The organism is Pedobacter zeae (assembly GCF_014196715.1).
GTDB lineage: Bacteria > Bacteroidota > Bacteroidia > Sphingobacteriales > Sphingobacteriaceae > Pedobacter > Pedobacter zeae.
The window spans coordinates 1,075,922-1,100,357 of the sequence record NZ_JACIEF010000001.1; the positions used below are offsets into that span (position 1 = coordinate 1,075,922).

The following is a 24,436-nucleotide window of genomic DNA, read 5'->3' on the forward strand; positions in this document are numbered from 1 at the left end:
CCGACCACTCAAAATCTCAGGCCCTGCAGGCTTTCGAAACCTGCGGGTCTTTAAGTGCTTATATCAATATATTTTCACCAACTGCAGCAACCTGTTCTTTATTAATCAGTTTTAAGTTGGGTATGTGGCCCAATTTGTTTATTTTGGCATACTGCCGGATATACCTTTCCGTTTCGGGGTTTTCATCCCCGTTAAAAATAATTCCCTTAACCGGAACGCCGTACTGTTTAAGCAAATTGATGGATAAAAGCGTGTGGTTGATGCTACCCAGGTAATTTTGAGATACCAATATCACTTCTGCATCCAGTTTTTTGATCAGGTCGATAATCAATTCGGTTTCATTTAAGGGAACCATTAAACCGCCTGCACCTTCAATAATCAGGTTGTTTTCGGTTAAGGGTACCTTAATTTTGTTGAGGTCGATTTCAATTCCGTCTAGCCTGGCCGATAGATGTGGAGATAGGGGTTGCGTTAACCTGTAACTTTCGGGGTGGATAACCGTTTTTTTGTTACTGATTAAATTTTTTACTGTTAAGCTGTCGCTGCTTTCAAGGTCTCCGGATTGTATGGGTTTCCAATAGTCTGCTTTTAATTTTTCGGTTAAAACAGCGCTGGTTATTGTTTTTCCAATGCCTGTTCCAATGCCTGTTATAAAGTATGTTGCCATTTAACTCAATTCTTTTAAATGTTCTACTAACGAAATAATCTCTTCGTCGGTATTAAATGTGTGAAGACAAATCCGTAGCCTTTCTTTTCCCTGTGCTACTGTTGGACTTAATATGGCTCTTACATCAAAGCCTTTATTCTGTAATGCGGTTGCCGCCAGTTTCGTTGCCCCGTTGGAGGAGAATAAAATCCCCTGAATGGCGCTTTCGCTTTCTAAAGCATTGATATTCTGTTCTTTTATGTTTTTCCTGAACAGGCCGATTTTTTGATGGATCAACTGATGATCGATTTTATCCAAAAGCTGATAAGCCGAGCGGATGGCTATAATGTTATGAATCGGTGCTGCAGTGGTATAAATAAATGACCTGGCAAAATTAATAAGGTAATGCCTTAAACTGGTACTTCCTAATATAATTGCACCGTGTGTGCCCATTGCCTTGCCAAAGGTAACAATACGTGCAAATACTTTTCGGCTGAGGTTTAACTGACTGATCAATCCTTCACCTTTTTTACCGAAAATACCTGTGGCATGTGCTTCATCTACAATTAAATTGGCCTGATAGGTTTCGCAGAGGTTTGAAATTTCTTTCAATGGGGCGCTATCCCCATCCATAGAATATACACTTTCTACCACCACAAAAATATTTCCTTTTGCCAGTTTAAGCCTGGCTTCGAGATCGTTGATGTTGTTGTGTAGAAATTTATAGCGTGTTGCATAACTTAAGCGGCAGCCGTCGATAATGCTGGCATGGATCAGTTCGTCGGTAATAATGGTATCGCCACGCTGTGGAACGCTTGAAAGCAAGCCTACATTGGCATCGTAACCAGAATTGAAAATCAACCCGCTTTCGGCCTGATGAAAACCGGCAATAAACTGTTCGGTTTCTTCGGTATATGGGGTATTACCGCTCAGCAGCCTCGAACCTCCGGCACCTGTTACATAGTGGAGCATTGTTGCAACAGTTTTATCAATTAGTCTTTTTAATTCAACCGAGCGGGCAAAGCCTAAATAATCGTTCGAACAGAAATCGACAGGGAATTGGCGGACAGATAAATTCCTGATCGAAAGATTATCTTTCCGTTCCTGAAGTTTGCCATTAAGGAACTGTTCTATTTTACTCATCGGTCAAAAGTAAAAAAAGCGCCCCGGATTACCGGAACGCTTTTAAAAATATAATTAATTACGCTTTACTCTATTTATCCTTGCGAAGGGGGATTCGAAACCACCGGCGCTTTATCTTTTTTGCCTCTGCCTCCAAACTCTCTTCTCATTTTTTCGCCCTTTTCTCTGGCTTCGGCACGGAAAGCATCCATTTTTGTTTTCTGATCAGCAGTTAAAACGGCATCAATTTTGGCTTTTTGTTCTTCCATTGCTGCCTTGCGTTCTTTCATTTTACCTTTAATATCGCTTTTGTCTGCTGTTCTCCAGGCATCCATTTTTTTTGCATTTTCGAGCTCAATAGCATAAATTTTTGTTTTTTGATCTGCAGTTAAACTCAATTGTTTGTCAAGCCTGGCAGTTACTTTTTCAGCTCTTTGCTCAGCAGTCAATTTAGGCATTGCCCTTCTTTCACGTTTGGTTGTGTCTTGAGCAAATGCAGCAGTTAAACCCATTACTGCAATTGCCATTGTTAAAATTACCTTTTTCATGTTATGTTTTTTATGTGTTTGTTAATGTAATAGATACATAAAAAAGCAAACGGTTTAATCGGTACCTGTTAAAAAATGTTAATTCTTATTTAATTGTGAAATTGATTTCTGCATCTGCGCCATCATCTGGGTCAATGTTTCCATTGTAGGATCTGGTGCAGGCTCAGGCAAAGAAGTAGATATATAGGCTTTGGCTTTCCAGATTTCGAGGATATCATCAGCCGCAATGGTATAGGCATCGTATACCTTATTATCTGATATTAATTTCAGGTCTTTATTTTCCCTGAAACGGTTGCCGGCCCTTTTGTATACCACACCTTCATTTTTACTGATGATGATATAAGTTTCGCCGGTTTTTACTTCATTCCAGTTGTCGAGATACTCGCCAATAATCACACTCCCCGGCTGAACAGGTAACATACTATCGCCCATAATTTCAAAGGCCCTGAATGTGCCCTGCCTTAAAGCCGGCAAAGGAAGTTGAAACTTCGGTAGGTCGCTGATGTATTGAGGATCTGAAAAACCGTTCAAATAACCAGCACTTGCCTTAACAGGAACCAGTTCGATGTTTTCTCTATCGTTCTGGTCAACAGAAATGCTCAGTACACGCAGGTTAGACCCCTGGCTTTTTGGCTTGGGTTTCCAGTTGTCGTTTATTTTTTCATTGATGAATTCATCGATGGTGAGATCAAAGTATTCTGCTATTTTTTTTAGTAAATCGTATTTAGGTTCAGCCCGGTCTTCCTCGTAAGCACCGATCAATGATCTCTTGATCTCCATGATATCAGCGAAATTCTGCTGTGTATGGCCTTTTTTCTTCCTGAGGTACTTTAAATTATTTGAAATATTTGACATAAAAATAAATTTTAAAATAAATTTGGAATTACTAAAATAGTTAGTAATTTTATGCTCATAAAGTTAGTAATATTATTTTGAATTGCAAGAAAGTATACTAAATAGTTTAGTTTTAATTTTTAAAGACCCAATCATGAAAAAGTTTGTTTATATCGTTACCGACAGAAATCGTACAAGTATGCACGTGGGCATGAGCTCTGATTTAATGAAGACACTGGATTTCTACAAACAAATGCCAAACTTATTTTTTGATAGCGGACAGCAGTTAACCAGGCTAGTTTATTTTGAGGAGTTTAAAACAGAAGAACAAGCTTTGGTACGTTTTAAATCGATCAGCAGGTTTACACGCATGCAGAAGGAACGTTTGGTTAGGTCTTGTAATCCAGATTGGATTGATTTAACCATAGGTCTCGATTTCGAAAATATTCTTTTACACAGGAATGCCACCAATCAGGTGAAACTTTCATTCTCCAGCTTATCGTAAGCAATTTTAAAGGTTAAATAGAAAATTACTATGAAAAATATAAATATGTTTAATTAATGCCTGAATGATTGCTTACCTGAAGCCCATCATTCAGGCATTGTATGTATTATTTTTTAGTAATTGATGGTTAAAATTAACCTCTTTGTTTCCAATAGTTACAAATTTGCATAGTTCAACTTTCCAAGTATCCAGGCTTCTTTACCGTTTACGAAACCAGAATTGAGTTGAAGAATTGATTACCAGCCTGGTGCAAATGTTAAACCAAATACCCCGGCTTTAACGTCTTTTCTTTGAAAAGGAATTGCATAGTAGGGTTCTAATACAAAGTAGCCAAAAACATTTACCCGCAACGATACACCAACACTCATCACCGGCACACGCTCTGTTGTAGCCAGGTAGGTAACCGGGTTTCCTTTGTCATCTTTAACCGGCACTCCTTTATTATCTAATAAGGTTTCTGTAGTATAGGTCGGCTCACTCTTAAATTTCACCTTGGTATCATTGGTCCACGCTAAACCCGCATCAAAAAACAAATTCAGATCCGAAAATAAAAACTTCGATGGGATTGCTGTTAATTTCTTTGGACCAGTAAAAGGTAAGCGGACCTCAAAATTGAAAACTGCTATCTTACTTCCTGTTAGCTGGTTGATATCAAAAGATTCGGACGATTGTGCGGAGGTACTTTTGTAAATCGAATTCGATTCATAACCTCTGATTAAATAAGGATAACCAAGGTACATCGGATAAAGCCTGTCGGCATCTTTACCAATTCTAAAAGTATTATAACTTCTTACCGCAAAAGTTACCGGTTTTGCTCTCCAGTATTTACGGAGATCAGCAGTTACACCAGCAAAATTATAGGTACCTAGGTATTTTTCACCGCTTACACGGTACCTGTAGCCATCAAGCGGAGCGGTTAAGCCGAAAATAGAATTATCGCCAACAAAACCAGCATTTAACTGATAGAGCGTAAACGAATTGAAGGGGATACCATAATCTTGTGAAGCTACATCATTAGAAATCCTGCTCTTATCAGAACCAATATAGTTTCCGAATGAATTATAATAGTTACTGTACCTGTCAATCCTGTAGCTATAATGAGAAAATGCACCACCTAACTCAAAACGGTGTATTTTACTAAATGGATATGCCCCATAAACCTGTAGCTGGTCTTCGAAAGTTCTGATGATATCGGTTCTGTCGGCGAGGGCATTAATGGTTTGGTTGTTGCCCGTAGGGATATTCTCGTAACCATAGGATCTGAACCCTGATACATAGGGGATATGTGAAATGGCCGCTCCCCAGTTGATCCTGCTTTTTTGGTTGATATAACCTACCAAACCACCGAAGTCATAAATTTCTCCATTCACCGATAAGTTTGCCACAATCTGATTGGTACCCAAAATGTCGCTGAACATCCCCACAATACCGCCGGCAATACCTGTTCCGAAACGGCTGGTAGAAACGCCAACACCGCTGTTAGCCAGATAATCTAACCTGAATTTGGGCCTGTAAGGTACCGTCTTCATCGAATCGGCAACGGTTTTTTCAAAACGATCAAAATTATTCAGGTTGGAATTGATGATGTTTACCCCGATATTTTCCATAGGAGGGAGGATTGCAGCATCGAAATTTTCATCCTGGTTACCGATTCGTTTTGCTTTAAAGCTGCTTAATTTAGCGTTATATAAAGTATAGCGTTGATAACGGTAATAACTGTACACTATTTCGTCGGTTGTGGATACTGAAATGGCCGGAGAAAATTCGGTAATCCCACTGATACCGGTAAAATAATCGGTCAACTGATCTACCGTGTTATCCGCGAAATTGTATTTATATAAGTTTCTGAAACCGTCTCTGTTGGAAAGGAAATAAATGTTCTGGCTGTTGGCAGAAAACTGTGCATTTAAGTTATTTGCTCCCGGAAAAACATCAAGATTGGTGACCGTTTTTGAAGCAATATCATAAACAGCCAGGTTGATCGGAAATACTGCATTAATCACATTGGCCTGGATAGCTGCCCGGTCTGAAGAAAATACCAGTTTTTTGCCATCAGGTGAATAACTTGGTGCATAATCAGAATAAACGTCGTTAGTAATCTGCGTAACCTCTTTGGTATCGAGGTTATAAGAGAAAATGTCGCTCTGACCTTCAACCATACCCGAAAAAGCAATATCTTTTCCGTTTGGCGACCAGGTTAAATTGCCAAATTGTTGCACCTGGGCCATAGGAATCTGAGATACTGTTGTTCCATTAGCCACGTTGATAATCATCATCTGGTTTTTCCCCTGACTGAAAATACTGAAAGCAAACTGTTTACTGTCTGGCGACCAGGCACCGGCAGATTCGATAAAGTTAAAATCATCAATATGTCCGTTAGAAAGCTGGCTGCTTAATTTCCTGATAATACGCCCGGTTTTGGCATCAGCAAGAAACAGATCGATGCCAAAAAGGTCTTTTTCAGACATAAAAGCCAAGTATTTTCCATCAGGACTAAGCGCAGGAGCCACGTTCATATTACCTGCGTTCTTATTGTCGATGATTTTTGTACCCGTAATCTTAATCTGCGAACTATCTGCTTTTAACATTGGTTTGTAATGTGCATCAATGGAGTTTTTCCAAAGGCCCGACAACGTTTTATCATCATATCCGAAAGTATACCTGATAGCGTTTTCATAACCATATTTTGCGGTATTCTTAAATAAAGGCACAATAGTGGTATCACCATATTGCGAACCGATATAAGTCCAAAAGGCCTGACCATAACGATAAGGAAAGTACTTGTTGGAATTGGTTAAGTCTTTTAATGAAGGAATATCGCGGTTCAGCATGGCATCGCGCATCCACATGGAGGTAAATGCGTCTTTTTTCCCGATTGACAGGTATTCGGCCATCCCTTCAACCATCCAAAGTGGTGTTTGGCCAACATTTTCAAGGCTGATTGAATCTTTTTCGAGTAGCAGGTGGTATTGGAAAGCGTGAACAAGCTCGTGACCTAAAACATGCCTGGTTTGACTGTTAAGTTCCATAACAGGCATAATTACCCTGTTTTTAAGAGCTTCGGTAACCCCACCCGTTCCAATGCCTATTTCTCCGTTAAGTGCTGTTGTTTGTTGGAAATCGGGATGGTTATTGTATAGAATGATCGGGTTTTTCTTTAAAAAAGTATCTCTAAAAACCTCCTGGTGCATTTTATACCAGGTTTCAGCATCTTGAGAAAAACGTTTTAAAAGTTTTTCATTTTTGATGTAATAGTAAATCTCGAAATGAGGTGTTTGTAAAACCTTGAAGTCGAGTTTTTTATACCTCACCTTATTCTGTCCGAAATATTGTGCTTTAACAGAAAAAGAAAGAATAAGCAGGAGCAATAAAGAGGCATATCGCTTTAATGTGGTAGAGCCTATTTTCATGTGTGTGGTTTTAGTAGTTGTAGTTCAATAATTTGCAAAAATGAAATGTAAAGGATTTGGAAAATAAAAATAGCAATTGTTTAAAACAGTATTGAAATTTTAACACTTTTTAAAAGTTTATTACCTGTTTTTGTCCAGGTAATAAATGATTCGTTTCATTCGGGCTGAAAAACGATCACTGGTTGTTATTTTCATTTTTCTTCCTTTCTTTCTCTTCCTGACGTTGTTTTCGCCTCAGCTCGCGTTCTTCTTTTCTGGTTAGTGGTACAGTAGGGGTAACAATCGGTTGAGCAGGTTCTGTTTTCTTCTCTTCTTTTTTAACCTCGGGGTCCGGAGTTACGGGTACTTCAGTCACCGGTAATTCTGTAGGAACATTAAAATCTGCAGAATCGACTGCTACACTATCTGTAGCGCTGGTATCCCTTACAATTCTTGGACTAGGGCAGTTATAGGTTCGGGTAATATCAACGGTTGCTTTGGGGAACGGTCCGTAGGTATAGCCAGAATGAGGGTCGAGGTATACTTTTTCCATAAACTTGGCAAAGATTGGTAAAGCCGTTCTCGATCCTTCGCCCTGTTCGCCATTTTTAAAATGTGCAGTTCTTTCATCACATCCTACCCATACACCGGTTACCAGGTCTTTGGTCAGGCCCATGTACCAGGCATCTACATAATCAGAAGAAGTGCCTGTTTTTCCACCGATCTGGTTATTTTTCTTAAACAGGTTAGGCCATTCCCATAGCGCCTGCGAAGTACCTTCGGGTTCTTCCATACCACCACGAAACATATAGGTCATCAACCAGGCAATTTCTTCACTTAACACCCGCTTGGTTTTAGGCTTAAATTCTTCGATTACATTATTGTCCTGATCGGTAATCTTTTCTACCAAAATAGGATCGGTTTTAATCCCTTTGTTCATGAACGTAGCATAGGCTTTAACCATCTCGTAAACGGTAACATCGTTTGATCCTAAACTTACTGATGGGACAGACTCTAAATGGCTATCGATACCGCACTCATGTGCATATTTAACCACATTATCCCAACCTACTTTTTCGGTAACCTGGGCAGTAATGGTATTTACTGATTTAGCCATGGCCCAGCGTAAGCTCATTTCGCGGTAAGAAACACTGTAATCGGCATTTTTTGGCTCCCAGTATTTGGTTTCCCCCTTATCCTGATACTCAATTTTAACCGGTTTATCGGTAAATTTATCGCAAGGACTCATGCCTTGTTCCAAAGCAGTTAAATAAGCGAAAGGTTTAAACGTAGAGCCCGCCTGGCGTTTTGACTGGTTAACATGATCATATTTGAAAAAGTTATGGTTAATACCACCCACCCAAACTTTAATTTTTCCGCTGGCCGGCTCCATGGTCATCATGCCTGTGTTCAGGATTTTTCCGTAATAACGGATCGAATCCATGGTCGAGAACAGGGTATCGCGATCGCCTTTGTAAGTAAATATCTGCATCCTCTTCTTTTTGTTGAAATAGGCTTTAACAGAATCAGGGTTATTCGGGAATTTCTTTTGTAAAAGCGCGTAAATTGGCAGGTTTTTCATTGCCCTGTCCGGGTAATCTACTTTTTGTTTTTCTGAATCGTACCATGGATCTTCATTACCCCAAACACTGTAAAACCTGCGTTGCAAAATCCTCATCTGATCGGCAACAGCTTCTTCGGCATATTTTTGAAGTTTGGAATCGATAGTCGTGTAGATTTTTAATCCGTCTTCATAAAGGTCATAACCATTATCCGTGCACCATTTTTCTAAATATTTTGCCACGGCTGCCCTTAAATAAGAGTCGCCGTCACTACCATCCTGCATTTTACCCTCTTTTAATTTGATGGGTTCTTTTGATAATGCCGCCAAACTGTCTTTGCTCAGGTAATTGTACTTATTCATTTGTGCAAGTACTACATTTCTCCTTTCCAATGCTTTCGCCGGGTTTTTGGTTGGGTTATATAGGGTAGTACCTTTTAACATGCCCACCAGCGTGGCTGCATCGGTAGTGGATAAATCTTTAGCTTCTTTATCGAAATAAATCCGGCTGGCTGTTTTTATTCCGTAAGTATTGTTCCCAAACGAAACAGTATTGAGGTACATCGTAATGATATCGTTTTTAGAATAATTAGCCTCTAATTTTACCGCAGTTTGCCATTCTTTTAATTTTACAATTAAAGTTCTTACCAAAGGGATTTTAACCAATAACCCCTGCGATTTATTGTAACGTGTACGGTAAAGGTTTTTTGCCAATTGCTGGGTGATGGTACTTGCGCCACCATCTTTACCCAAACCTATCACCGCACGGCCTACCGCCTGTACATCGATACCCCAATGTTTGTAAAAACGTACATCTTCTGTGGCTACCAGTGCCTGTATTACACTGGGAGCAATTTCCTGGTAGCTAACCGGAGTTCTGTTCTCTTTAAAATACCGTCCAATGAGTTTTCCATCTGCTGTGTAAAGTTCTGAGCCTACACGAAGGGTAGGTGCTTTGATGTCATGAACACTTGGAGAATAGCCAAACAACCATAAAAAATTTAGCTGAAGCGCAGAAAAGAAAATTATTATAAAAAATAAAACTATGGTGAAATAACGTAAATACTTGTTTTTTATCTCTTTAAACATATTAGACAGGGCAATCTTTAGGTAATTACTGTGGCGTTAAATATAAAAAACTCTATATGCAAATTAACGTATTTAATTTACTTATTTTTTAGTTCTATATTTAAATTACAGTTGCATCAATTTATCTAAACCATACTTGATCATGAAAAACGAATTTAAAGGCTTAATTGTACAGGGCGACAAGAAATTTTCCTTAAAAAACCATAAAACCGACTTTACCGGCGGCTACAATAAAGAGAAAGCAAAAGATGCGTTGGTAAATTCGAAAATAGAACTTAACCACATGCAGGAAAAATTATATGCATCAGGAAAATATTCTCTGCTGATCATCTTTCAGGCCATGGATGCCGCTGGGAAGGACAGCGCTTTAGAACATGTAATGAGCGGGCTAAATCCGCAGGGCTGCCAGGTTTACAGTTTTAAAGTACCTACGTCTAAGGAATACCAGCATGATTTTTTATGGAGACATTACAAGGCCTTGCCTGAGCGCGGACGGATCGGTATCCATAACCGGTCGCACTATGAGAATGTTTTGGTTTGTAAAGTACATCCTGAATATATATTGAACGAAAATATTCCTGGTTTTTCAGATGTAAAAAAGGTGAACAAAAAATTCTGGCAGCAACGTTATAAAAGCATTAAAAACTTTGAAGAACATTTAACTGCCAACGGAACGGTAATTCTAAAGTTCTTTCTGAATGTAAGCAAGGCGGAGCAGAAACAACGTTTTTTGGACAGGATAGAAGACCCAACCAAAAACTGGAAATTTTCTTCCGGAGATATTAAGGAAAGGGCCTTGTGGGACGACTATATGAATGCTTACGAAGATGCAATCAATGCCACCAGTAGCGAAGAATTGCCCTGGTATATTATACCCGCCGATAAAAAATGGTTTACCCGGTTGGCCATCAGTGAAATTATTGTAGATAAACTAAAAAGTTTAAATCTTGAATTTCCGGTATTGGGAGAGGAAGAAAAAGCTAAACTTAGTGAAACCAAGAATATTTTACTAAGTGAATAAAAAAATGCAGGTCTATAAGCCGGGTTCTGTTTCCTGATTGCTCAGGCTTCTATCATTTATCTACTATAAACGTTGCCGTTTATCTCTAACGACCTACCCACTAACATCGGACGGGCAGCCCTTTATCCCGATATAAAATCGGGACGTTAGCCTATTTGGTCTTTCAACTCCCGGGGTTTACAAACCACTGCAGTCGCCTGCAATGCTCGTGCGCTCTTACCGCACGTTTTCACCCTTACTCCGACGTGAAGTCGGAGCGGTATATTTTCTGTTGCACTAATCCGTAATTCAGGTTTTCATTCCTGAATCCCTTTCCGTTAGAAAGCGGGATGCCCTGTGTTGCCCGGACTTTCCTCTCTCCAGATAAATCCGGACAGCGATAGAACAACCTGCATTTTGCGCAAAGATGGTGTTTTTTGACTACAAAGGCACTAAGAACACGAAAAATTATTGAAAGCTATGCTGTACACCAAGTTTAAACATCAAAAATACCATAAATGATTAATGGTTGGCCATAGGAAGAATACCTATACCGTTCGTAAGGTTGTACCGGTTTCGTTTACGATAAAGGTATGGTTTACACCACATCTTAAGGCAAAATTATTCCGTTGGTGGCCAACGGGAAAATCGAAGGCAATGGGATACTGATATTCCTTAACTTTTTCGAGAACGATTTCATAGATGGTTTTACCGAATTCCTCACCCGCATCATCCGGTTTCACTTTAAAACCGCCCACAATTAAGCCTTTCAGGTTTTTCAATTTGCCACTGCGCTTTAAATTCCACAACATCCTGTCAATACTATAAAGGTATTCGCCTGTATCTTCTACAAAAAGGATCTTGCCTTTCGTATCCAGATCTGAAGTGCTTCCTGCGAGTGTTTCGATAATGCTCAGGTTACCGCCAACCAAAATGCCATCAACTTTTCCCATCCGGTTATTGCTGTTAACAGGAGCGGTGTAGGCGATCTGTTCGCCCATCAAAGCATTTTTTATAGATAATATGGTGTCAATCTGTATGGGTTCAGCCTTGCTCCAATCGTCGGGGAAACTGTTGCACATTTTTGAATGAATTGATGCAATACCGTAATTTCTGGCCAAATGGCAATGTAATACGGTAATATCGCTAAAACCAATGATCCATTTCGGGTTTCTTTTAAAGGAAGAAAAATCAAGTTTATCAATAATCCTTACAAAACCATAACCGCCACGGGCACACATTATTGCCTTGATATTGGGGTCATCAAGCATTTTCTGAAAATCTTCCAACCTTTCCTCATCTGTTCCGCCGTAAGTAAAATCGCGTTTGCCGATGGTATCGCCAATTTTGATAACAAACCCCCAATTTTGCATCTGTAAAACCGAAGGTTGCGTTTGTTCTAACGTGATATAACCTGCCGGACTGGTTATTCCGATAGTATCGCCGGGTTTCAAATACGGAGGTGTTTTAAATGATGAGCTTTCATTTTCTGCCGTGTTTGCCAGCGCTTTAAATGCAGGTAGAACTGTTACAGCGGTAATAAATGAGGAAAGAAAATGTTTTCTATTCATTTAAAAGGAGATTTTTTTGGTTGATACGGCTAATATATGATTTAAAATATTGGCAAAAAAGAAAAGGGATTTATATCCATAAATCCCTTTTTAAACCAAACAAATAATCTGTAAAAGATTAGTATAATGTGAATTGTATAAATAACCCTAATTGAAATAAAATGTTTGGAGATTGATGAAAAATAATCTCTAAAAAAGAAATCGTCTGGCTTTTACCAGTAATTTGGGGATAATGCCAGGCTTCGATCAGTCGCCCTGATTCATTGCACGGGTATTGTGTGGTAAATGCCGACCTGATTTCAACACCAGGGATAGCCGGAAAAGTTAAAGGCTATCCCTCGCGGATAGCCTTTGCTAACAACAAAACAAATATAAGATAACCAAATCTTACCTGACTGAGCAGAATCAGGTAAAGTGCTATGAGATACACTTTGCGGCCTAGTAATGGATTCGAACCATTGTAAAGGATTTATGAAACCCCAACCTTCCAATCGGTCAACTGGCCTAATTTTATAACTGTTTTAGTGTCAAATAATCTTTTAGCTCTAAAAACTGCTCTTTAATTATCCTATCTTCATCCGTTATGTATTCATACGCTTCTTTTTCTTCTTTTGCCGGATAAGGAAGGGTTTGATATTCATCAATAGTAGGGTATTGAAAATAGATTGACATGATTTTAGCTTTTTAATTGTTCGACATTGTTCTTTTTAATTAATGTTCAGCAAATATATAAATTAAGTATATAATATCTATCTATTTAGTAGTATTTATTTGTGTTTTGATGCAAGTGCTTTATTTTCAGTGTTTTATTTTTTAAAAAAAATAAATGGGAATTAAAAAAGCTACTTACTGTGCTCTGGATAAACAGTTTACTGGTTTAAAGTGCCATAGGTTAGGGAGATCCGTATAGCTGGCATTAAATTCAATTTCAGAAAAGCTAATTATTTTAAGGATATTTGCATTTTAATCATTAAAACAGCAACTGTGTCTTTAGATAAATTAAAACTTAGTAAACCACTTGTAGCGGCCATGACGGATGCCGGATTTTTAACCCCAAAAGAAATCCAGGTTAAAACCATGTCGCGGATTTTAGGAGGTCAGGATGTTTTGGCGGTAGGCCCTGAGGGTTCCGGAAAAACCACAACCTATGTTTTAGCTACTTTGATGAAATTGAAGTATGCGTTTGAAGAAGCACCAAGGGCCCTGATTTTAGTGCCTGATGCCGAGCATGTAGATCATGTATTGGAGCAGTTTAAATTGCTTAACCGCAACAGTACCTTCAGGATTTTGGGAATCGATAGCCGTGGCGCGATTGATACACAGATGAATGAAATAACCGATGGCTGCGATATTATTGTAGCTGTTCCTGATAGGGCACGGGCCTTATATTTAAAACTGGCCCTGAATACCAATAAAATTCAGTTGTTTATTGTTGATAATGCCGAACTTATTGTGAAAAAAGGCTTACAGCTACCGGTTGTAGAATTGGCAAACAGTGCTTATAAATCGCAACATATAGTATTTACGGAAGTAATTCACGATAAGCTGAAACACATGATTTCTCCTTTCATGAAAGATTCGGCAGCAACGGTTGAAGTAGATGAAATTGGCACTGAACGTGCTGAGGTTTATCCTCAAATGTTATATCAGGTACCTAATTTCCGAACTAAACTGAACCTGCTTACCTTATTATTAGCTGATACCGAAGTTTTTGATAAGGTAGTGGTTTTTGTCAATACACGCTTAACGGCACAAACGGTATATAAAAACTTTAATGTTAATAAAACGGGAGAGATCAGCATTTACCGGCCCCTGTTTTTTGATGATAAGGGTTACGATGATATTGAAGACTTTAAAGATCATCCCAGTGCCAGGGTTTTAATCGTCGCAAATGAAAATCTTGGAGATTTAGACCTTCAGGGAATCCCTATTCTTTTACACTTCGAACTGCCTGAGCAAAAAGAAACATTGATACAGCGTATTGTTAAAAGAGGCGAAGAAGAAGTGATAGCAATTACCTTTTCTACGGATATCGAGCTGATTGAAGTGCGCAAAATAGAACAGGCCATTGGCCAGAAACTGGAAGTGATTGAATTACCAGAAGATTTAAAGGTGGTTGATGTGGCTGCTAAGCCTAAGAAAAAGAAAGCCGGTGCTGAAGATACCGATGATGAGCGGGGCGCTGCTTTTCATGAAAAAAAAGCCAGCAACGTGAAAAACTACAATTATAGTGCAGGTACAAAAGCTAAAATGACTTACAAAAAGAAAAAGGGCTTGTCTTAATCATATTTCCCTGACCAGGACCAGTTCATCATGGTTTGATTAATAATCTGTGCTGAAGATGTTTCATAAATGGTTTTATTTCTGGTCGTCACCCTGGATTTATTTCAGGGGCTATTTTGCAGGAAGATGCTGAGCACGATGTAGCTACAAGGCAATTGAAAACACTATTTCTGCTGGTGAAATAAATGCAGCATAACGATCTTGACTTTTCAATATTTCAAAATGTTATTTACACATGAAAAATTATCAAATGCAGATTAATAGCCAATCACGGTCAGCATGACTTGGTAACTACAGCGTTTTCATAAAAATAAAAAGCTCCCTAAAATTTATTTTAGGGAGCTTTTTTTGTTAACCGTTATTTACAGTTAATATAGAGTAAACTCTACACGACGGTTTTGTTGACGACCAGCTGCAGTTTTGTTGGTTGCAATTGGTTGGTCAGGGCCGTAACCGGTAGCTTCGATACGTGATGCATTTGCACCCTGAGATACTAAATAAGCTTTTACTGCTTCGGCTCTTTCTTTTGATAAACGTAAGTTTAATTCTCTGCTGCCAGTATTATCAGTATGGCCAGCTAATTTTAAACTAAAGTTTTTCTCTACCAATAATCCGGCAACACGGTTTAAAGTAGCATAAGATTTTGAACGGATGGTTGATTTACCCAAATCAAACTCTAAGTTTGAAATTGCATCTTTAACCACTTTACGATCTTCTTCAGTAATTACCTTAGTTTCTTTGATTACCTCACGTTGAACTTTGATTGGACAACCAGAACCATCAACAACTGTTCCTGAAGGAGTGCCAGGGCATTTATCGAATTTGTTTGCTACACCATCATTGTCATCGTCGCCCAGATCTTTAGCATATTGTTCTCTATCACGTTGTGCATTTTGCTCTGCGGTTGATAATGCTCTTCTTAATTCAGCACTTTCTTCAGCACTTTGTTTGCGTAGGTTGGCCAACGAGCTATAGTTTTGCAACTGAGGTTTATCTTTACTTCCCAATGCAAACTCTAAACCTGCATGAGCATAAGCAAATCTATCGTTAGTACCTGTATTTACGCCATCGAATTTAGCCGATTTAACAAAATTCACGTCGTAACCTAAATCGATATTGATACCTTTAGCTACACCTAATTTTAATCCTGCTCCAACCGGTACAAACCAGCCTTCTCTATAGTAACCAGCATCTTGTGTATTCGCTGGTGTTGTAGTAGCACCAGATGACATATAACCAGCACCTGCTTTTAAATAAGGAATTAAAATTGCGTTTTCCTGATTGATGTTGATGTTAGCTACATTCCACACTGCAGATAAAGCACCAGACCATTGAATGTTGGTTTTGTAACCTGTGTTTGCAATAAAACCACCTGCGCCGTTCGATACTCTTAGTTCTTCAACTTTACCGGCTAAGAAATCAGCCTGAACACCCAATTGTGGTAAAATTTGTTTTTTAATATAACCACCGTAACCGATATGCTCAACAGGAGTTTCGAACTGATGGTTCGAATTGCCGAAAATGGTTCTTGGGGTTAACAAACCTCCGTGTACACCTACCGACCAGGTGCGGAACTGGGTAGGAGAGAAACGACCAGACGCTGTAGGCGTTTCCTGTGCAAATAATTGTGATGATAATCCAAGTAAGGCAACCAACATTGTTGATTTAGTAATTCTCGTATTCATGTTTTTCTATTTTTTAAATATTAGTGTCTTAACAGTTTTTATATCGTACTGTTTTACTCTGGCTAAGAAAAAATCTTGCCAAAAGACCTAATTTTTATACAAATAGCCTATTTATCAGAAGATTAGGGGCTGAAAAATATTTCACGAAAAAGTTACGCAACAACGGCAATTACTTTCTTTTTTGTATAGTATTCTGTACAATAACGCCATTTTGATTGAATTTATTGCGCTGGAATTTTATTTATCTGATGGATTTTTCTTCCGGTTTAACAGCATTTCTATCGTTTTTTCCAGTCTGCTGCTACGTGTTTTTTCCTGCTTTGCGGTTAAAATCCAAAGTACATATTCTTTTTTGTGAGAATAGGCAAGCGTGTTAAAATAGGCATAAGCCCCGGTATGAGCAGCTAAAAGTGTTTGTAAATCTTCAGGCAGTTTCACGGTTTTGTTTACCGGATCTATATAGTCGCCAAATTCGTTGGTTTTAATATCATCGTTCCGAATGCCTGATGTTTTTACTTCTGAGATGAATTTCAACCTGAGTGCTGTCCAGGTTTCGTTTACAGCGGCGGCAGCACATGGCCTTAGGCCAAAAACGTCCAAATCCTCCCAGCTTTTCATCAATTCCAGGTCTGATGGTATCTTTGACGTCTTTTTGGGATAAAACACCCAATATATCGTTTTAGCATCCATAAACCCGATATTATCTTTAATCTGCGCGTTTAATTGTGCTTTATTGATAGAAAAAGTAATCAGTGCGTTAAAATCAGCTGCATCCTGGTAATGCATCACCACATCTGATGGGATATCTCCAAATACAGCAGCAGCATTTTCTGGAGCATCAACTATTTTAACTTTAAAATTCGGTTTAATCTGAAGTTTTTTTAAAAGCAGGTTCTTCATGTCAGTGCGCTTACAGCCTCAATTTAGCAAAGAAATCCCAGAATACAATGCCTGCAGAAATTACAATATTGAATGAATGTTTGGTGCCGAATTGTGGAATTTCAATACATTCATCTATTTTAGCCATAACCTCATCGCTTACGCCATCAACTTCATTGCCGAATATTAACGCATATTTTTTATGGGGATCGGGGTTGAAAGTATTTAACATGGTACTGTTTTCTGCCTGTTCAATAGCAACAATTTCATAACCCAGTTCCTTTAATGCTTCAACAGCCTGTAAAGTATCCGCATAATGGATCCAATCAACCGATTGTGTGGCTCCCAAAGCTGTTTTTTCTATTTCGCGGTGGGGCGGTTGTGCGGTAATTCCGCAGAGGATGACCCTTTCGAGTGCAAAACCATCTGCAGTGCGGAATATCGACCCTACATTGTGCATGCTGCGCACATTATCCAAAACCACCACAACAGGCAGCTTTTCCTGTGCTTTAAACTCTTCGATATCCGGACGGTTTAACTCGTCTAATTTTAATTTTCTCATTATTTTAAAAGCATTACACGGCTTGATACACCAATGGGGTATATTTTGGTCGGTGTTTACTGATACGTATCTGTTATTAAATGCGGGCCATCACCAATTTCACTAACGTAAATGGTAGCAGGATAACCTATTCTATCAGTATAATAAGCTGTGAGGCGTTTTGCAAAGTCTTCTTCGTAGCCTTTCTCCAATAAAGCAATGGCACAGCCACCAAAGCCGGCGCCGGTCATGCGTGCACCGATCACAGCCTGATAATCCTTACAAAAATCTACAATAGTATCCAGTTCTTTTCCGCTTACCTCATACAAGGTTTTTAAAGATTCGTGTGAAGCATACATCAAGCGGCCAAACTCTTCCAGATTCCCACTATTTAAAGCTTTTGCAGCTAAATGAACCCGGTCATTTTCTTTAACCACATGAGTAGCACGGTTTAAAATGACCTTATCCGTGATTAAATGGTTATGAAGGGCAAATTTTTCAGCATTCAATTCGCAAAGATAATCAAGTCTAATTTCTTGGTTTAACTGTTGGAGTGCTGTTTGACATTCGGCTACGCGCTCATTATATTTCGAATCGGCCAGCTCGCGCGGTTTATTGGTATTGATGATCACCAGAACGTAATTGCCCAGGTATACATCAACCATTTTGTATTTTAAGGTTTCACAATCCAGTACAATGGCTTTGTTTTTCTCGCCAAAAGCTACTGCAAATTGGTCCATAATTCCCGAATTAAGGCCAATAAATTTATTTTCTACATTTTTGGCAATTTTCACCAGCGCCAATTTATCGTAACCCAGGTTAAAATAACTGTTCAATGCATAAGCGGTGGCGATTTCGATCGATGCAGAAGAAGAAAGACCAGATCCGATCGGAATGTTTCCATAAAAAAGGAAATCGATCCCGCTAAATTCTTTTCCGTCTTTAATAAATTCGTTGATTACCCCGATCGGATAATTGGCCCATATGCCTCCGTTCTTATCAGTTAAAACATTGCTTTCAACCACTGTTTCAATTTCGAAATTTAAGCTTTTAAACCTGAATTTGTTATCGTGATTAGGAGCTATGGCCACCCATGTACCAAGGGTAATGGCACAGGGCATTACCAAACCTCCGTTATAATCGATGTGTTCGCCAATGAGGTTAACGCGTCCTGGAGTGAAGTAAATGGCATCGGGATCTTTATGGTAGAGAGCAGCAAATTTTTCCTTAAGGTTAATGTCCATTTGGCTAAAATATATTTATTAAAATCATTAATAATAGTATGTTTGTTTAGGAAACAAAAGCCCTAAGTTACAATTTATGAGCGTTCAGCAAATACCCACCGGAAAAATTATTAATGGCGAAGAAGTTATCGCAATCGAACTAACCAATAGTAAAGGCACTTATGTTAAATTATTTAATTATGGTGCAATCATCAACAAATTTATTGTCGAAAATGCGAAAGGCGAAAAGCAGGATATCGTACTTGGTTTCGATACTTTTGAGGAATACCTTAACCCGGCTTATTTAAGCAGCTATCCTTACTTAGGTGCAGTAGTAGGACGTTATGCCAATCGCATTAAAAATGGAAATTTCACCATTGATGGCGAGAATTATCAGCTGGTGCAAAATGCGGGAACGGATACTTTGCATGGTGGGATAGAGGGTTTTGATAAAAAGGTTTGGGATATTATCGAGATTGGTGATGGACCGCAACCATCAGTTACCATGCAGTATGAAAGTGTTGACGGTGAAGAAAATTTTCCCGGTAACCTGATCATCGATCTGACTTTCGAACTGACCGAAAATGACGAATTGATTTTAAGCTATGAGGCAGAGACCGATAAGGCTACAGCTATTAATTTAACGCATCATGGTTATTTTAACCTGGCTCCTAATGGTGGTAATATAAAAAACCATCAACAGCAAATCTTTGCATCACACTATCTAGAGCAGGATGATAATTATTCGGTAACCGGTAAACTGATCCCTGTTGAGGGAACTGCGCTTGATTTTACCAAATTAAAGCCAATTGGGCAGGATTGGAATGAAGAAGAAGGTTACGACCAAACCTTTGTACTGGATAAAACTTACGGGGATTTATCATTGGCAACCAAAACAATTGAGGCCGAAAGCGGTTTAGTTTTAAGTGTGTACACAACAGAACCCGTAGCGCACTTGTATACCTCGAAGTATTTAGCGGTAAAAAATGGCAAGGGTGGAAGAGATTATGGCAATTTTGAGGCATTTTGTGTAGAAACACAACATCACCCCAATGCGATTAATATTCCGGCATTTCCAAGTACAGTGTTAAGGCCAGATGACCTGTATACACAAACAACCATTTATAAAGTTTCATTAAACAAATAAATTATGTTTACGATTGAAGACATCCGGGCAGCTGAATTAAAAATTAAGACTGGTGCAGACTTTCCTGAGTTTATAAAAGAAATTAAGGAGCTGGGTGTTAAACGGAACGATGTTTATGTTAGCAATGGTTTATCGATCTATTTTGATGACGAAGACAATGCCCTTCAAGCCAGCCCTGATGAATATCCCGATCTGATTATTAATGAAGAATCGTCGGCCGGTAAGCTGGAACATGCGTTAAAAGTACATCAACAGGGCGAAACAGATTATTTTACCTTTTGTAAACAGGCTGCAGATGCCGGCGTAGAGAAATGGGTAACTGACCTGGAAGAAATGACCTGCACTTACCTGGATGCAGAAGGAAATGAACTGGTAAAGGAGAAAATACCTTCTGTAAAATAAAAATAGGTTGTATCGCTTTTAATTTCATCTCCAATTTGTCACATTGAGCTAGCCTTTACTGAGGTTTGACGAAGTATCGAAACGCCTTTAAGGTATTTTAAAAAAGGTCCTTCGACAAGATACCATTAACAGGTTCTATAGAAGGATCGTCATTTCAACTGGAGCGTGCCGATTTTTCATCGGTAGCGAAATGGAGAAATCCATAGAGATAGATTTAGCTTCGCTGAGCACTCTGTGGTTCTCGACTGCATTGCACTCCGCTCGAAATGACGACCCGTGGGAGGGTCGTCATTTATATTGATTTTTATTAAATAAATTATCTTTCGGGATGACCATACTGAAGATACAGCTCATTTTTTACAAAAAATGTGAACCTTATTATTGGCTGCAATCATCTTTGTATCAACCACAGCATGACCGTTATCCCTACCGAAGTGAACGTTTTGATAACCCTGCTTTAATTAAATCCTTTCCAGCACTGTTTTAATGGCCTGTTCCACCATTTTATTGGGATTGCTGCTAAATTCAAAATTAACCCTGCTGGCCAGGATGGCATTAACCGAAAGTGCTTTGTGACCTAAAACTTTAGCCAAAGCATAAATACCGGCTGTTTCCATTTCTAAATTGGTAATGCGGCGCCGGTTGCTCCTAAAACTATTAATTAATGAAATAAAATCAGGAACTGCATTTTTTGCCCTCACCAGCCTGCCCTGCGGCGCGTAAAAGCCTGGAGCTGTAATCGTTATACCCTGATGCATATCCTTTCCAATGGTGTTTAGCAAGGTATCATCTGCTGCTGTTAAATAAGGATTAATGTTTTCCAGGTGTCCGAAATGCGCTTTTATATCATTCATTAAAAGCTGTTCATCGCCTGATAATTGTTGTTGGTAATAACTCATCAGGGCATCCATGCCCAGGCCATGCGACGATGCCAAAAGGGTTCCCATGGGGATATCAGGTTGCACGGCACCGGAAGTACCTATACGGACAATAGTTAAACTGGTTAGTTCTTTTTTAATTTCACGGGTTTCGAAATCGATGTTTACCAAAGCATCAAGTTCATTAAAAACGATATCGATATTATCTGTTCCGATGCCCGTTGAGAGTACTGTTAACCGCTTTTTGCCTACAAAACCGGTATGGGTAATAAATTCGCGTTTACCTTTTTTTAACTCCACCTGGTCAAAGTATTTGCTCACTTCGCCCACACGGTCTGGATCGCCAACGGTAATTACCGTTTCGGCAATATCTTCAGGCAGAAGATTTAAGTGGTAAATACTGCCATCAGGGTTGATAATTAGGTCGCTTTCGGATATCTTCATATTTGATTGTTTTTGCCCACAGATTCCGCTCATGAAATACAGGTTTAACTGTGTTGATCCTGTTTATCTGTGGTAATTAATTTTGATCTGCTCTCCTTGTTTGCAGGCTGTTGTTTCGCAGATCAACACAGATCGGTAACTATGGTGATTACATCGTACAGAGGTATTTTAGTTTAACACCTTCCATTTTATCAAATTTACTTAAAACCTGATTGAGTTGCGCTTTTCTGACTTCAAATTTTAAAATGCAATCGGTATCAAAATTTTGTACCAGAATATGTAAATTTTCTTCTTTGCTCAATTTCATTACTGCATTCATCTGCAGATATTCAAAATGGGCCTCATACACATCATTTACGGTTTTGTTAATGATTTTCGAAGCTTTAATCGCCTCTATACTGGCATTTTTGTACGCATTAATTAAACCTGGTACACCCAATAAAGTGCCGCCAAAATAACGGACTACTACAATCAGAATGTTGGTAATGTCTTCTGACAACAGGCAGTTTAAAATTGGCCTGCCAGCGGTACCGGAAGGTTCGCCATCATCATTTACCCTAAAAACCGACCGGTTTGGTGTTAAGCGGTATGCGTAACAGAAATGATTGGCTTTTGCGTGAGCGGCACGCAGGGAGGCAATAATCGGTTTTACTTCTTCTTCACTGCTGATTGGATAGGCAAAAGCCATAAACTTGCTGCCTTTATCTCGAAATATGCCTTCTGAGACACTTCCAATGGTTTTATAGGTGTCATCGAACAACATGCTGTGATAATGTTATAAAGATTACAGCAGCGATAGCCAAAACTATTCCCACATAATTTAGTTTACTTAATTTTTCTTTAAAGGCAAGTACGCCGATCAGTGTACCTGCGATGATCACACCTAAGTTCATGGCGGCAAATACTGTAGACGGGTTTTCTGCAAATGCCTTGTGTGCTTTCAGGTAAAAAAGGATATTCCCGAAGTTAAAAAAGCCCAAAATAAGTCCGCAAACTATATTAACCAATTGTAATTTAATTTTGCCCGAAATGAGCAGAATGATCACAATGAGCAGGGATACAACGAACGACAGGCAGAAAACGGTGAAAAGTGAGGTGGTATAAGGTAATTCTTTGTATAAGGCAATCTGTTTAAAAAGAACATCAATTAGCCCAAAGCCCACAAAAACCATTATTGGATAATGTAAATTTCCTTTTCCGTCTTTCTGATCCTGTTTGCGCAAAAAAGTTAAAATAATTGCGGCGAAACCAATAACTAAACCAATGATTTTAAATTGGTTAAAATCTTCTTTAAAAATAAAGTAAGCGGCTAATATGGGGATAAAAAGCGATAAGCGTTGGGCAATATCAGTTTTAACAATACCAAGGTTTTTAACCGATGCGGCAAGGAATAAGAAAATTGAGGGTAATAGTACAGCCAATGTAATATAGACTGGCCATGGTGCACTGGTGGTAACCAGTTTTAAATCGGGTTTAAAAAAAAGAGAACATAAGGTTAGTGCAGCGAGGTAGTTAACGGTAACTGCCTGTATAATACTGATCTGGTACCGCTTTGCCAATTTTAATAATATGGCAACCGTAACGCTGCAGCAAATACTTAAAATAATGTATATCATTTATTTATGTTGTTTATATAGATAGATAGTTGATCGTTTCCAATCTGAACCTGCTCTTTAAGATTTCCGTTTATGACGGGTGAAGGAATGCCCTCCATCCAGCTTTCTGATGAGCTGAAGATGCGCGCTTCATCCCACAGGTTGGAGGATAAAAACTGGTTCAGGATATTTGCGCCGCCTTCAATTATTACAGATTGTATATCCATTAAATAGAGTTGAAATGCAATTTTTTGCGCCAGGTAAAATTGCATGTCTTCCATTTGTATATACTGGACATGACCAATGATATCGGTTTTAATTTCGTTAAAAATGATGGTTTTTGCTTCAGTATTGAAAATGTGATTGGATAGTGGTACCTGCAGGTTTTTATCGATCACTAAGCGGATAGGGTTTTTACCTGGCCATTCCCGTGCCGTTAATTGCGGATTATCTGTAATCGCCGTCTGTTTTCCGATCAGGATGGCATCTTCCTCTGTGCGCCATTGATGTGCCAACCGTTTGGCTAAAGCGCCGGTTATCCACTTTTGTTGGCCACCTTTCGTTGCAAAATAACCATTAGCTGTTTCGGCCCATTTTAAAATAATGTATGGCCTTTGCTGTTGTATCCTGGTGAAAAACCTTCTGTTAAGGTAGCGGCATTCATCTTCTAAAACGCCGGTTAATACTTCAATTCCTGCATTTTTAAGCTTTTCGATGCCTTTGCCATCAACACTTGAAAAAGGATCTCTATTGCCGATAACTACTTTTTTAATCTGGTGTTTTACAAAAAGATCGGCGCATGGCGGGGTTTTACCAAAATGTGCACAAGGCTCGAGACTTACGTAAGCAGTTGCCTGTTTTAGCATGGCCTCAGCCTCATGCCCGTATCGATCAAACACAGCTTTAACTGTATTGGGTTCTGCGTGTGCTTGTCCGTATGCCTGGTGATAACCTTCACCGATAACCTTGTGGTTTAACACGATTACGCAGCCTACCATTGGATTTGGACTTACATGGCCCATACCTAGCAGGGCTAACTCTAAACAGCGTTTTATATAGAATTCATCGCTCATTAGGGCAAAAGTAGTAAAAAA

General features: G+C 39.0%; 21 protein-coding genes and 1 other RNA gene. 5 read left to right on the forward strand and 17 right to left on the reverse strand.

All coding sequences use genetic code 11. The features are described from left to right. Positions 1-58 precede the first annotated feature (58 nt). From bioD to GGQ60_RS04505, 4 genes are all read right to left on the reverse strand, one after another. Entirely contained in the window at positions 59-667 is a 609-nt protein-coding gene (bioD, locus tag GGQ60_RS04490; protein WP_183760272.1) for a dethiobiotin synthase, read from the reverse strand. Then, positions 668-1,789 (reverse strand): aminotransferase class I/II-fold pyridoxal phosphate-dependent enzyme, encoded by a 1,122-nt coding sequence (locus GGQ60_RS04495; protein ID WP_183760274.1) that lies wholly within the window; start codon positions 1,787-1,789, stop codon positions 668-670. Positions 1,790-1,863: 74 nt separating this feature from the next. Beyond that, a complete protein-coding gene (locus GGQ60_RS04500) occupies positions 1,864-2,316 on the reverse strand; it encodes a DUF4890 domain-containing protein (protein ID WP_183760275.1) in 453 nt (150 codons plus the stop codon). 78 nt (positions 2,317-2,394) lie between these two features. Next, positions 2,395-3,171, reverse strand: a complete 777-nt coding sequence (locus GGQ60_RS04505) for an XRE family transcriptional regulator (protein WP_183760277.1) — start codon at positions 3,169-3,171, stop codon at positions 2,395-2,397. A gap of 133 nt (positions 3,172-3,304) precedes the next feature. Between GGQ60_RS04505 and GGQ60_RS04510 the strand changes: the two genes are divergently transcribed. Further along, entirely contained in the window at positions 3,305-3,655 is a 351-nt protein-coding gene (locus tag GGQ60_RS04510) for a GIY-YIG nuclease family protein (protein ID WP_183760279.1), read from the forward strand. A 236-nt stretch (positions 3,656-3,891) separates the two neighbouring features. On the opposite strand, the gene GGQ60_RS04515 is transcribed toward GGQ60_RS04510, so the two are convergent. Both GGQ60_RS04515 and GGQ60_RS04520 read right to left on the reverse strand, forming a co-directional pair. Next, positions 3,892-7,065, reverse strand: coding sequence for a peptidase MA family metallohydrolase (locus tag GGQ60_RS04515; RefSeq protein ID WP_183760281.1), 3,174 nt, complete (start codon positions 7,063-7,065; stop codon positions 3,892-3,894). Positions 7,066-7,240: 175 nt separating this feature from the next. After that, positions 7,241-9,694, reverse strand: coding sequence for a transglycosylase domain-containing protein (locus tag GGQ60_RS04520; RefSeq protein ID WP_183760283.1), 2,454 nt, complete (start codon positions 9,692-9,694; stop codon positions 7,241-7,243). A gap of 142 nt (positions 9,695-9,836) precedes the next feature. Between GGQ60_RS04520 and GGQ60_RS04525 the strand changes: the two genes are divergently transcribed. After that, positions 9,837-10,715, forward strand: a complete 879-nt coding sequence (locus GGQ60_RS04525) for a polyphosphate kinase 2 family protein (protein ID WP_183760285.1) — start codon at positions 9,837-9,839, stop codon at positions 10,713-10,715. Here GGQ60_RS04525 and rnpB read toward each other — a convergent pair. The 3 genes from rnpB to GGQ60_RS04540 all read right to left on the reverse strand — a co-directional run bounded on the left by rnpB (position 10,715) and on the right by GGQ60_RS04540 (position 12,937). Next, an RNA gene (rnpB, locus tag GGQ60_RS04530) (RNase P RNA component class A) lies at positions 10,715-11,111 on the reverse strand. The genes GGQ60_RS04525 and rnpB overlap by 1 nt on opposite strands. Positions 11,112-11,242: 131 nt before the next feature. Further along, a complete protein-coding gene (locus tag GGQ60_RS04535; protein WP_183760287.1) occupies positions 11,243-12,265 on the reverse strand; it encodes a S66 peptidase family protein in 1,023 nt (340 codons plus the stop codon). Between the two features lie 510 nt (positions 12,266-12,775). Then, positions 12,776-12,937: a hypothetical protein gene (locus GGQ60_RS04540; RefSeq protein ID WP_183760289.1), complete on the reverse strand. Its 162-nt coding sequence runs from the start codon at positions 12,935-12,937 to the stop codon at positions 12,776-12,778. 312 nt (positions 12,938-13,249) lie between these two features. Between GGQ60_RS04540 and GGQ60_RS04545 the strand changes: the two genes are divergently transcribed. Beyond that, positions 13,250-14,548: a DEAD/DEAH box helicase gene (locus tag GGQ60_RS04545; RefSeq protein WP_183760291.1), complete on the forward strand. Its 1,299-nt coding sequence runs from the start codon at positions 13,250-13,252 to the stop codon at positions 14,546-14,548. A 368-nt stretch (positions 14,549-14,916) separates the two neighbouring features. Here the strand turns inward: GGQ60_RS04545 and GGQ60_RS04550 are convergent, their stop codons facing one another. The 4 genes from GGQ60_RS04550 to GGQ60_RS04565 all read right to left on the reverse strand — a co-directional run bounded on the left by GGQ60_RS04550 (position 14,917) and on the right by GGQ60_RS04565 (position 18,897). Next, on the reverse strand, positions 14,917-16,233 hold the full coding sequence (locus GGQ60_RS04550; protein WP_183760293.1) for an OmpA family protein: 1,317 nt from the start codon (positions 16,231-16,233) through the stop codon (positions 14,917-14,919). Between the two features lie 237 nt (positions 16,234-16,470). Then, positions 16,471-17,133 (reverse strand): YdeI/OmpD-associated family protein, encoded by a 663-nt coding sequence (locus GGQ60_RS04555; protein WP_183760295.1) that lies wholly within the window; start codon positions 17,131-17,133, stop codon positions 16,471-16,473. A 10-nt stretch (positions 17,134-17,143) separates the two neighbouring features. Next, positions 17,144-17,674 carry an RNA methyltransferase gene (locus tag GGQ60_RS04560; protein WP_183760297.1) on the reverse strand — a complete coding sequence of 177 codons (531 nt, stop codon included), beginning with the start codon at positions 17,672-17,674 and terminating at the stop codon, positions 17,144-17,146. A 56-nt stretch (positions 17,675-17,730) separates the two neighbouring features. Beyond that, positions 17,731-18,897, reverse strand: coding sequence for a galactokinase (locus tag GGQ60_RS04565; protein ID WP_183760300.1), 1,167 nt, complete (start codon positions 18,895-18,897; stop codon positions 17,731-17,733). 76 nt (positions 18,898-18,973) lie between these two features. Between GGQ60_RS04565 and GGQ60_RS04570 the strand changes: the two genes are divergently transcribed. Both GGQ60_RS04570 and GGQ60_RS04575 read left to right on the forward strand, forming a co-directional pair. Continuing rightward, positions 18,974-20,023 (forward strand): aldose epimerase family protein, encoded by a 1,050-nt coding sequence (locus tag GGQ60_RS04570; RefSeq protein WP_183760302.1) that lies wholly within the window; start codon positions 18,974-18,976, stop codon positions 20,021-20,023. Between the two features lie 3 nt (positions 20,024-20,026). Beyond that, positions 20,027-20,425, forward strand: coding sequence for a DUF1398 domain-containing protein (locus GGQ60_RS04575; protein WP_183760304.1), 399 nt, complete (start codon positions 20,027-20,029; stop codon positions 20,423-20,425). A 461-nt stretch (positions 20,426-20,886) separates the two neighbouring features. Here the strand turns inward: GGQ60_RS04575 and GGQ60_RS04580 are convergent, their stop codons facing one another. The 4 genes from GGQ60_RS04580 to ribD form a co-directional block, all read right to left on the reverse strand. Continuing rightward, the gene (locus tag GGQ60_RS04580; RefSeq protein ID WP_183760306.1) at positions 20,887-21,747 is read right to left on the reverse strand and encodes a nucleoside phosphorylase; all 861 of its coding nucleotides are present in this window, start codon (positions 21,745-21,747) and stop codon (positions 20,887-20,889) included. A gap of 148 nt (positions 21,748-21,895) precedes the next feature. Next, on the reverse strand, positions 21,896-22,510 hold the full coding sequence (locus tag GGQ60_RS04585; RefSeq protein ID WP_183760308.1) for an IMPACT family protein: 615 nt from the start codon (positions 22,508-22,510) through the stop codon (positions 21,896-21,898). Further along, entirely contained in the window at positions 22,497-23,363 is an 867-nt protein-coding gene (locus tag GGQ60_RS04590; protein WP_183760310.1) for an EamA family transporter, read from the reverse strand. Before GGQ60_RS04590 ends, GGQ60_RS04585 begins: the two co-directional genes overlap by 14 nt. After that, a complete protein-coding gene (ribD, locus tag GGQ60_RS04595; RefSeq protein ID WP_183760312.1) occupies positions 23,360-24,415 on the reverse strand; it encodes a bifunctional diaminohydroxyphosphoribosylaminopyrimidine deaminase/5-amino-6-(5-phosphoribosylamino)uracil reductase RibD in 1,056 nt (351 codons plus the stop codon). The genes GGQ60_RS04590 and ribD overlap by 4 nt, the downstream gene beginning before the upstream one ends. Positions 24,416-24,436: the final 21 nt, after the last annotated feature.